This is a genomic window from Variovorax boronicumulans NBRC 103145, assembly GCF_001591345.1.
GTDB lineage: Bacteria > Pseudomonadota > Gammaproteobacteria > Burkholderiales > Burkholderiaceae_C > Variovorax > Variovorax boronicumulans.
Genome location: NZ_BCUS01000001.1, coordinates 162,041 through 170,598, shown reverse-complemented (window position 1 = coordinate 170,598; position 8,558 = coordinate 162,041). Strand labels below are relative to the sequence as shown.

Sequence of the window (8,558 nt, the reverse complement as noted above, 5' to 3'; positions counted from 1 at the left end):
ATGCCTTCCTCGATCAGGTCGATGTCGTGGTTGGTGAAATTCAGGCTCACGTACACATCGGGGTAGAGCTTGATGAACTCCGCGATCACGTCCGAAAGCCAGCCCGCGATGAGCCCGTGCGGCGCGCTCATGCGCAGGCGCCCGCGCGGGTGCGAGCCGTGCGCCTGCAGGTCGTTGAGCGTGTTCTCGGCCATCGTCACCAGCTCGGTGCTGCGCTCCAGCAGCACCTCGCCCGCGTCGGTGAGGCTCAGGGAGCGGGTCGAGCGGTTGAGCAGGCGCACGCCGCTGCGCGCTTCCAGCTCAGCCACATAGCGGCTGACCGTCGCCTTGGACATGCCCAGCGAAAGGGCCGCGCGGGAGAAGCTGCGCCGGAACGCGACTTCGCGGAACGTTTTGATGAGATCGAGACCATCCATAGATCGGCGCATTGTTCCAGCATCGGGGGAGGGGGCACGGGTCGTAGGGGCATCCCGGTTTTGCGCTGCGAAGGGGGTGGAGGTGCGTGGCTATACTGCGGCCGTCACGTCAAAAACAGGCGTGGCCGGGATTGGCGTCCCGTGTAACTGCTGCGACGAAAGCCGCAGATTTCTCCGCAGAGACTCTGTGGCTTTGTCGTTCGTGCCTCCTTTTTTTGGCGGCTCGAGCAGGGAGCCGCGAGGCTCGCCGGTTTGCGCAAGCAGTTCCCGGTACGCCAACCTGTTCGAGCTGCCGCCCTCAATTGGCGTTGGGTGCGACGGTTGTTGCAAACCGAACTGCCTGGAGGCCACGCATGGCTCTCGCCCCTTCCGTCACAGCCGAATCGCTCGCCTTGCAGGCCTGCGACGACCTCGACAGCTTTCACACGGTGCGCCGCGCGTATGCGTGCGTCGAGAAACTCATCGTGCCGCAACACGTGAACGACATCGACGATGTGTACCCGACGCGCACCGAACTCGGCGCGCTCGTGCGGCTGATCAACGAAGAACTGCAGCGGCGCATCGAAGCCGCCGAGGCCACGCTGCAGTCGCTGCGTGCTGCCGTGGGCGATGCCTAGCTAGGCTGACAGCTCAGGAGGGGCGCTCGCCGCTCTCCGTCGGTGGTTGCTGCTGTCGCTGCTGCAACGTCGTCGAGATGCCGTAGAGCGCCAGCATGCCGAGCACGTGCCCGATGGCAACGCCCGGCTCCCCCGATTCGATCCGCGCGATCGTCTGGACATGAACGCCCAGGCGCGCGGCAGCGACGGCCTGGCCTTCGCCAGCGGTGGTGCGCGCCAGCTTGGCGGCAGCCCCGAACGCCTTGATCGCTTCGATCGCGTCGTCCCCAATGTCGGAAGAGATTCGTTTTCCTTTGGCCATGGGGTGATTGTGTCCGCTCCTGGCGAAGGTCGGTAGAGAGGCTTCCGCGCAGAGGGCGCACTGCGCGGCGCGCTTCGGCACAAAGGCTGTTGGCGACGTTCTCTCGATGAGCTGCGCGATTGTTCCTACTCTGTGTTTTACAGTCAGACATGCGACATCTTCTTGTGCCACTTGTTTTTGCGCTTTGTGCTGCGTGCTCCGTCCCAAAACAACCGTCGACGGCTTCCGCGTCTGCGAACGTTGCGGCCGACTTGCGAGAGGGGCCAGCTGCGTTCGCCTCGAAGCAATTGCTCTTGGGCAAATGGCGTCACATTGATCTGGTGAAGATCGTGAACGGGACGCGGCTTGTACCGCAGCCCAGCAACGGAGAAAGTTTTGCGGAGTTCGGACCAACTACATGGTCTTCAACCGGCCCAAACTTTCGATCTGCCGGGACCTACAGGTGGATCGACGATCAAACCATCGAAACGACCATCATTGAGTCGAATCTGGCAATTCAGCTTGGAATGGTTTCCAGGAAGCGCGTGGAATTTGATCAAGGGAAATTGCAGTTGATTGTTGAGCAGACAGCCGCTGAGCTAGCGAAGATCATGCCGCCGTCGGCTGGTACCAGTCAGCAGACCGACATCGTTGTGATTACACGTTTCGCGCGAGCCGGTTCATAGCGACGGAACTTGGCTGGTCGAGGTGCAGTGCAGCTCGAGCAGGTAGTACGTTCAGGGCCGCAATGTGGAACCGCTCATGGCCCGATCGTTGTGAGCGCGTCCGACAGAAAGTCGACCAGAACCGGACGTGCAATCGCAGCCTCCAATCTCAAGTCTCTGACGTATCCCCAGCCATGCACCTAGTCAGCCTGTCAGTACTTGCCCCCGAGGATGTTCACGCGATCTGGCGCCTGGCCGCATCGCCCGCTGTGGATGTTCAAGGCACCGCCGCCTGGTCGTTCGAAGGAAATGGCATTCGCACGCGCACGACGTTCCTGAAGGCGTTCCACGAACTGAACCTGTCCGTCATCGAACTGCCGAATCTCCTGAAAACTGGCGAACGCGTGTGCGATCTCGCAGGCTATCTCGACCCGTTCTATGACATCTACGTCATCCGGGAATCGAACCATGAGCGCCTCGCGGAGTTCGCTGCTTCGTCCCGCAGGCCGGTCGTCAACGCGATGTCGAATGCCGGCCATCCGTGCGAAGTTCTTACGGACGCCTACTTCATCGAAACGACCATGAGTCCGATCCAGAAGGTGCGCATCTGCCTTTGGGGGCCGCCGACCAACGTGTTTCGTTCGTGGCACGAGCTGGCCAGCGTGATGGGCTTTACGCTGGTTCATGTCTGCCATGAGAGCTTCCACGAAACCATCCCCAACGTCGCCTTTTCATCGTCCTCCCCAGAAGCAGCGGACGTGGTCATCACCGATGGCTGGCCTCGGGGCACGGAGCAGTTGAGCCGTCCGCTGTCCGTCGAAGATCTGACTCGGATGGGCAACCCCGTGCTGTTGCCGACGCCACCGTTCACTGTCAGTGGTGAACTTTCGGTGGACCCTCGTCGCTATCCGCACTTCGCCGGCTACGAGCAGAAGAAGCTCCTCTTGCCGGTGCAAAGAGCGGTGCTTCAATATCTGCTTGCAACCTGAATCGACCGGGCTCGGTCAGTCGAGTGCTGAACGGAATAGAGTCGAAAAAACCTGAATAGCCTATGAGCGAGGACTTCATCTCCATCAGTCGATCGCTTGTTGAGGACGCATGGAACAACCCCGACAAGTGGGAAGCCAACCTTGCCTCTGCGCAAGCGTTGCTCTCGAAGGCGCTCGTTGAATCTCCTGGCAATGTCCTTGCGCTGACGTGCTTGGGCGCCGTGCTTTCCGATCAAGGCAAGCACAAAGAGGCTGCATCCGTCCTGAAGCGTGCAGTCGAACTCGGCTCCACCGATCGGAACACGTTCTTCAACCTCGGTGTGGCAACGATGAACTTCGGCTCACGCGCGAAAGCCATGTCTGCATTCCGTGGGGCCGAAGGGCTCCAGGCTTCGCCGCTGTCGTGGCCGGCATACTTTGATGCGCAGGCCCATTGAGCCCCCTCCCACCCCAAGCAAGGAGACCCGCATGAGAACGCTGAAAATCATGGAGCACATCTCGCTGGATGGCGTGATCCAGACCTCGGGCGAAGACGGCTTTCCCTACGCGGACTGGACCACGCCCTACCGCAGCCCCGCCGGTCGAGATGAAGTGCTCGCCGCGCATGGCGAGCGCTTCGACCTGCTGCTCGGGCGTCGCACCTACGACATGTGGTCGGACTACTGGCCCAAGGCACCGAGCAGCGCGATGGCGGACGGCTTGAATGCGGCGACCAAGCATGTCGTGACCCACCGCCCCGAAAGCCTTTCGTGGGGCCCGTTCGAAAGCGTGGGGCCGGACGTCGTCGAGGGCGTTCGCCGCATCAAGTCGCAGGCTGGCCCGAACCTGATCCTCTGGGGCAGTTCCACGCTGACATCGACGCTGCTGGAGCATGGCCTGGTGGACGAAGTCCTGCTGGTCGTCTATCCGGTGCTGCTGGGCGCAGGAAAGCGCTTCTTCGCGCAGGGCACGCCACCCCGCGCCTTCGAGCTCGTCACCACGAAAGCAATGCCGTCAGGCATCCTCCTCAGTGCCTACAAGGTCGTCGGCCCTTTGAAGGCCGAGTAGTCGAACCGCGAAACATCGCGAGCGAAATCACAAGGAACATCTTGATCCACCGCATCCGCACGGCCCTCGTGGCCTGCACATTGGGCGCCGCGGCACTGGCCGTTTCCGCGCAGGTCAACATCGGCTTCGTCGGCACGCTCTCCGGCCCCGGGGCCGCGCTCGGGCAGGAGCAGTACGACGGCTTCATGCTGGCGGTCGAGCAGCGCCAAGGCATGCTCGGCGGTGTTCCCGTGGCGGTCCTCAAGGAAGACGACCAGCACAACCCCGAGCGCGGGGCGCAGCTGGTGCAGAACCTGATCGAGAAGGACAAGGTCAGCTTCATCACCGGTGTGACCTTCTCCGACGTGATGATGGCCATGGCCAAGCCGATGGCCCGGGCGGGCATGCTGTTCGTCGGCTCGAATGCCGGCCCCGCGCCGATCGCCGGCAAGCAGTGCAACACCAGGTTCGTCTTCGCCTCGTACCAGGACGAGTACCAGGCCGGGATCGTGGGACGGTACGCGGTCGACAAGGGTTACTGGAAGACGCTGTTCATTGCGCCCGACAACGCGTCGGGCAAGGACCAGCTGCGCGGCTTCAAGCGCTACTACTCGGGTGAGGTGGTGAGCGAAATCAACGTCAAGCCCGACCAGACCGACTACGCGGCGGCGCTGACGCAGATCCAGCGCGTGGCGCCCGATGCGGTGGTGGCCTTCCTGCCGGGCGACATGGGCGTGAACTTCATCCAGCAGATGAACCGCTCGGGCCTGCTGAGCAAGGTGCCCTTGCTGACCGTGGGCACGGTTGATGGCACGACGCTGCCGCTGCTCAAGGATGCTGCGCTCCATGTGCTGGCCGGCGCGGTCTGGGGCCCCGACCTGCCGAGCCCGACGAGCAAGGCTTTCGTTGCCGCCTTCGAAAAGAGGCACGGGCGCATCCCCTCGCAGTATGCGGCGCAAGGTTTCGATGCGGCGCTCCTGATCGACCGCGCGCTGAAGGAGACCAAGGGCTCCGTCGCCGATCGCGGAGCCTTGCGCAACGCACTCAACGAGGCCGACTTTTCGTCGGTGCGCAGCGGCTTCAAGTTTCTGCGCAACGGTTTCCCGGTGCAGGACGGGCACGTCTTCGTGGTCGCGAAGGACGCGCAGGGCCGCGTGTCGCTCAAGCGGGTCGCCACGCCGCTGGAGGCGAATCCGGATGGGTACTGGAACGAGTGTCGGTAGGGGCGGCGGCCGGGACATGTCGCTCGCCGGGTCTTCGGATCGCGCGGTGCGAGCCGGAAGACCCGGCGGTTCCACTCAGACTCAGGGCGCCAGCGTGAGCTTGAAGATCTGGTTGCCGTTGGAGGCGCCCACGTAGACGCTGCCGTCGCTGGCCACTGCCACGCCGATCGGGAAATTGAACGCCATCGCCGCGCCGGTGCTGTCGCGCAGCGTGCTGATCTCGCCCGCAGGCGTGACCACGCGCGCCACGCCGTCCCAGGCGTGTGTCAGGAACACGTTGTCGTGCGCATCCACCGTCACGCCGTAGGAGAAGCCGAGCCGGGCTGGCGTGGCGGAGGTTCCGTCGACCACGCCGCCGTTGGCGCAATCGCCCAGCGGCGTGCTCACCGTGGCGCTGGCCACGTCGATCTTGCGCAGGCACAGGCTGTCGGTGTCCGTGTCGTACAGCGTGCGGCCATCGCGGCTGATCGCCAGGCCCTGCGGGCGCGCAAACTGGGCGGCGGTGCCGACCCCGTCCAGGTTGGCCTGCGTGCCGTCGCCCGCGAGCGTGCTCGTGGTGCCATCGGCTGCGACCTTGCGCACGCGCTTGTTTCCCAGGTCCGCCACGAACAGGTTGCCCGCACCGTCGAGCGCGATGCTGGCGGGGTTGTCGAACATCGGCGTGGCCGGGCTGTCGGCATAGCCTCTGCTGGTGTCGCCGACCCAGGTGCTGTAGGTGGTGGCGTTGGGGGCGATCTTGTTGATGCGGTGCTGGTCGCTCACGTACAGGGTGCCGTCGGCTGCCAGTGCCAGGCCATACGGCGTATTCATGGTCGACCCCGGCGTGACTTCGGCGCCGGTGCCGCTGGCCGTGTCGATGCGGTAGACCGAGCCGTTGCCGCCCATGGCCACGTAGAGGTTCGCGCCGCTGGCGTCCAGGACGAGCTGGTAGGGGCGGTTGTAGGTCACGCCGGTGGTCGCCAGCACGGTGGCGACCCAGGGCTTCACGGTCAACGTGGCGGCATGGCTGGTCACGCTGCCGTTGCCGCCGGTCACCTGCACGCGCAGCTGCTGGCCGCTGTCGGCCAGCTGGCCGGCGGCGGTGGTGAAGCTGTCGCCGGTGGCGCCTGCGACGTCGCTCCAGCTGGCGCCGCCATCGACGCTGCGCTGCCACTGGTAGGCGGTGGCGTGCACGGCCTGCACCTTCAGCGTGGCGGCCACGCCCTGGCCCACGGTGGTGTCCGATGGCTGCGTGGTGATGGCGGGCGTGGTGTCTTCCGGCGCGGGGGCGGGCGGCGGTGTGTCCTGGGCTGCAGGGGCCGGTGCAGGGGCGACGGCGAAGCCGGGGAAACCGCCGCCTCCGCCGCCGCCCCCACCGCAAGCCGCGAGCACGAGGTTCATCACCATCAGCGCGGCAGGTGCGCGCCATGCACGAAGAACGGGACGAGAGGTAGTCATGAGGGGCCTTCCTTTTTTCAAGTGGAGTGAGAGAGAAGGCCTCCACGGTAGGGTCGGCAATACCCGCAATCCAGTGTCGAAGGTCATCGACACCCCGCAAAAAAAGTGCTCAGGCGCGCATGCCGGCGTGCGTTGCATCGTGCCCGGTCAGCGATGCCAGGGTCTGCAGCAGCCGGTCGGCCGCCACGGGCTTGAGCAGCACCTGCAGCCCCGATTCGCGCATCTGCTGCTGCCGCTGCGGCGCGGTTTCGCCGGTGATCAACAGCGCCTGCAGGCCGGGGCCGAAGCGCGCGCACAGCCGCTGCGCGGCGGCCAGCCCGTCGCCGCCGTCGGCCAGCCGCACGTCGCACAGCAGCACCTCGACAGGGGCGCTTGCGTGCGCGGCCTGCGCGAGCACGGCCTCGGCTTCGGCCTCGCTGGCCACGGCGTCGATGCGCACGCCGTGGGCCTGCAGCAGCCCGGTGACGGCCTGGCGGATCGCGGCTTCGTCGTCGATGAGCAGCACGCGCTGCGGCAACGGCAAGGCAGCGTCCGGGCGCACGGCGAGCGGCGCGACGCCCGAAGCCGACACCGCCGGCAGCACCAGGCGAAAGCGGCTGCCGTGGTCCAGGCGCGAGCGCACCTGCAGCGGGTGCGCCATCAGGCGCGAGAGCCGGTGCACGATGGACAGGCCGATGCCCAGCCCCTGCGCGCGGTCGCGCCCCGGATTCCCGACCTGGTAGAACTCGTCGAAGATGCGGCCCAGGTGCTCGTGCGGGATGCCGATGCCGGTGTCGCAGACGTCGATCCACACCAGCGGCCCGCGTGCACGGGCGGCCACCACCACGCCGCCGCGCACCGTGTACTTGAGCGCGTTGTCCACGAGGTTGGACAGCAGCCGCTGCAGCAGCTGCGGGTCGCTCAGCACCCAGCACGGCGTGGCGCGCAATCGCAATTGCAGGTCGCGGTCGGCCGCCTGGGCCGCGAACACATTGTTGAGCGCAAGGAACAGCGGGTTGAGTTCCACAGGGCGGATCTGTGGCGACACCTCGCCGGCGTCCAGCCGCGAGATGTCGAGCAGGGTGTCCAGCGAATCGCCGAGCGTTCCGACCGCATCCATCAGCCGCGCCGCGTGGTTCCATTCGTCGCTGCCCTGGAGCTTCTTCTCGATGACGGCGCCGAACAGCGCGATGGCGTGCAGGGGCTGGCGCAGGTCGTGGCTGGCCGCGGCAAGGAAGCGCGTCTTCTCCTCGCTGGCGCGCTGGGTCGCGGCAATCTGGTGGCTCAGCTGCTCGGCCAGCGCCTCCTTCTCGAAACGCATGGTCAGTGCGGCGGTCAGCAGCCGATGGTGCTGCAGCGCGAAGATGATCATGACGCCCATGTACAGCAGGCAGCCGGTGGCCAGGAACAGGTGCACGGTATCGCCGCGCCAGGCCAGCGCCAGGGTCAGGCTCGCCATGCTGGGCACGATGAAGCGGGGGATGTTGCGCTTGAGAACGGCCAGCGACAGCGCACCGCCGGCGCAGCCGCCCATCATCATGACGATGACCATGACCCACAGCCCGAGGTTGCGCCCCGGCGGCACGCACAGCCAGGGCGCCAGGCCCCAGACGCAGGAGCGCATGAGCACGTTGCGCGCATTGAAGCGGGCCCAGTACTCGGGGTGGGCCGCCGCATCGGGGCTGCGCTGGTAGCGCCGGTACGCGCGTCGCAGGGTCAGTGCCAGGTGCAGCGCCATCCACAGCAGCACCTGCCAGCGCCGCGTGGCCACGAACAGGCCGATGCCCAGCGTCTGCGCCGTGAGGAAGTCCGCGAGGTAGGCGGCCGGCGCGTTGGCATGCACCGTGGCCACCTGCTCGCGCAGCACGCGCTGCGCCAGCGCGGGCGGATGCAGCTCGGTCATCGCAGGCATGCGGGCATCGCCAT

10 protein-coding genes are annotated in these 8,558 nt (G+C 65.9%); 6 read left to right on the top strand and 4 right to left on the bottom strand.

The features are described 5' to 3' along the window. A partial coding sequence (locus tag VBO01S_RS00825; RefSeq protein WP_157627232.1) for a LysR family transcriptional regulator occupies positions 1 to 416 on the bottom strand: 416 nt, incomplete at its 3' end. A gap of 353 nt (positions 417 to 769) precedes the next feature. Between VBO01S_RS00825 and VBO01S_RS00820 the strand changes: the two genes are divergently transcribed. Further along, on the top strand, positions 770 to 1,033 hold the full coding sequence (locus VBO01S_RS00820; protein ID WP_062469017.1) for a hypothetical protein: 264 nt from the start codon (positions 770 to 772) through the stop codon (positions 1,031 to 1,033). 13 nt (positions 1,034 to 1,046) lie between these two features. Here VBO01S_RS00820 and VBO01S_RS00815 read toward each other — a convergent pair whose 3' ends face one another. Next, complete coding sequence (locus VBO01S_RS00815) at positions 1,047 to 1,334, bottom strand: helix-turn-helix domain-containing protein (RefSeq protein WP_062469014.1); 288 nt, start codon at positions 1,332 to 1,334, stop codon at positions 1,047 to 1,049. Positions 1,335 to 1,654: 320 nt separating this feature from the next. Between VBO01S_RS00815 and VBO01S_RS32140 the strand changes: the two genes are divergently transcribed. The 5 genes from VBO01S_RS32140 to VBO01S_RS00795 all read left to right on the top strand — a co-directional run bounded on the left by VBO01S_RS32140 (position 1,655) and on the right by VBO01S_RS00795 (position 5,216). Beyond that, positions 1,655 to 1,999, top strand: coding sequence for a hypothetical protein (locus VBO01S_RS32140; protein ID WP_169805009.1), 345 nt, complete (start codon positions 1,655 to 1,657; stop codon positions 1,997 to 1,999). Positions 2,000 to 2,172: 173 nt separating this feature from the next. Then, positions 2,173 to 2,967, top strand: a complete 795-nt coding sequence (locus VBO01S_RS00810) for an ornithine carbamoyltransferase (RefSeq protein WP_062469012.1) — start codon at positions 2,173 to 2,175, stop codon at positions 2,965 to 2,967. 62 nt (positions 2,968 to 3,029) lie between these two features. After that, the gene (locus VBO01S_RS00805) at positions 3,030 to 3,404 is read left to right on the top strand and encodes a tetratricopeptide repeat protein (RefSeq protein WP_062469009.1); all 375 of its coding nucleotides are present in this window, start codon (positions 3,030 to 3,032) and stop codon (positions 3,402 to 3,404) included. Between the two features lie 31 nt (positions 3,405 to 3,435). Beyond that, positions 3,436 to 4,014, top strand: coding sequence for a dihydrofolate reductase family protein (locus VBO01S_RS00800; RefSeq protein WP_062469006.1), 579 nt, complete (start codon positions 3,436 to 3,438; stop codon positions 4,012 to 4,014). Between the two features lie 41 nt (positions 4,015 to 4,055). Next, a complete protein-coding gene (locus VBO01S_RS00795) occupies positions 4,056 to 5,216 on the top strand; it encodes an ABC transporter substrate-binding protein (RefSeq protein WP_062469003.1) in 1,161 nt (386 codons plus the stop codon). A gap of 81 nt (positions 5,217 to 5,297) precedes the next feature. On the opposite strand, the gene VBO01S_RS00790 is transcribed toward VBO01S_RS00795, so the two are convergent. Together VBO01S_RS00790 and VBO01S_RS00785 are read right to left on the bottom strand one after the other, a co-directional pair. After that, complete coding sequence (locus tag VBO01S_RS00790; protein WP_157627230.1) at positions 5,298 to 6,653, bottom strand: DUF8696 domain-containing protein; 1,356 nt, start codon at positions 6,651 to 6,653, stop codon at positions 5,298 to 5,300. Between the two features lie 109 nt (positions 6,654 to 6,762). Beyond that, positions 6,763 to 8,544, bottom strand: coding sequence for a hybrid sensor histidine kinase/response regulator (locus VBO01S_RS00785; RefSeq protein WP_062468998.1), 1,782 nt, complete (start codon positions 8,542 to 8,544; stop codon positions 6,763 to 6,765). Positions 8,545 to 8,558 lie beyond the last annotated feature (14 nt).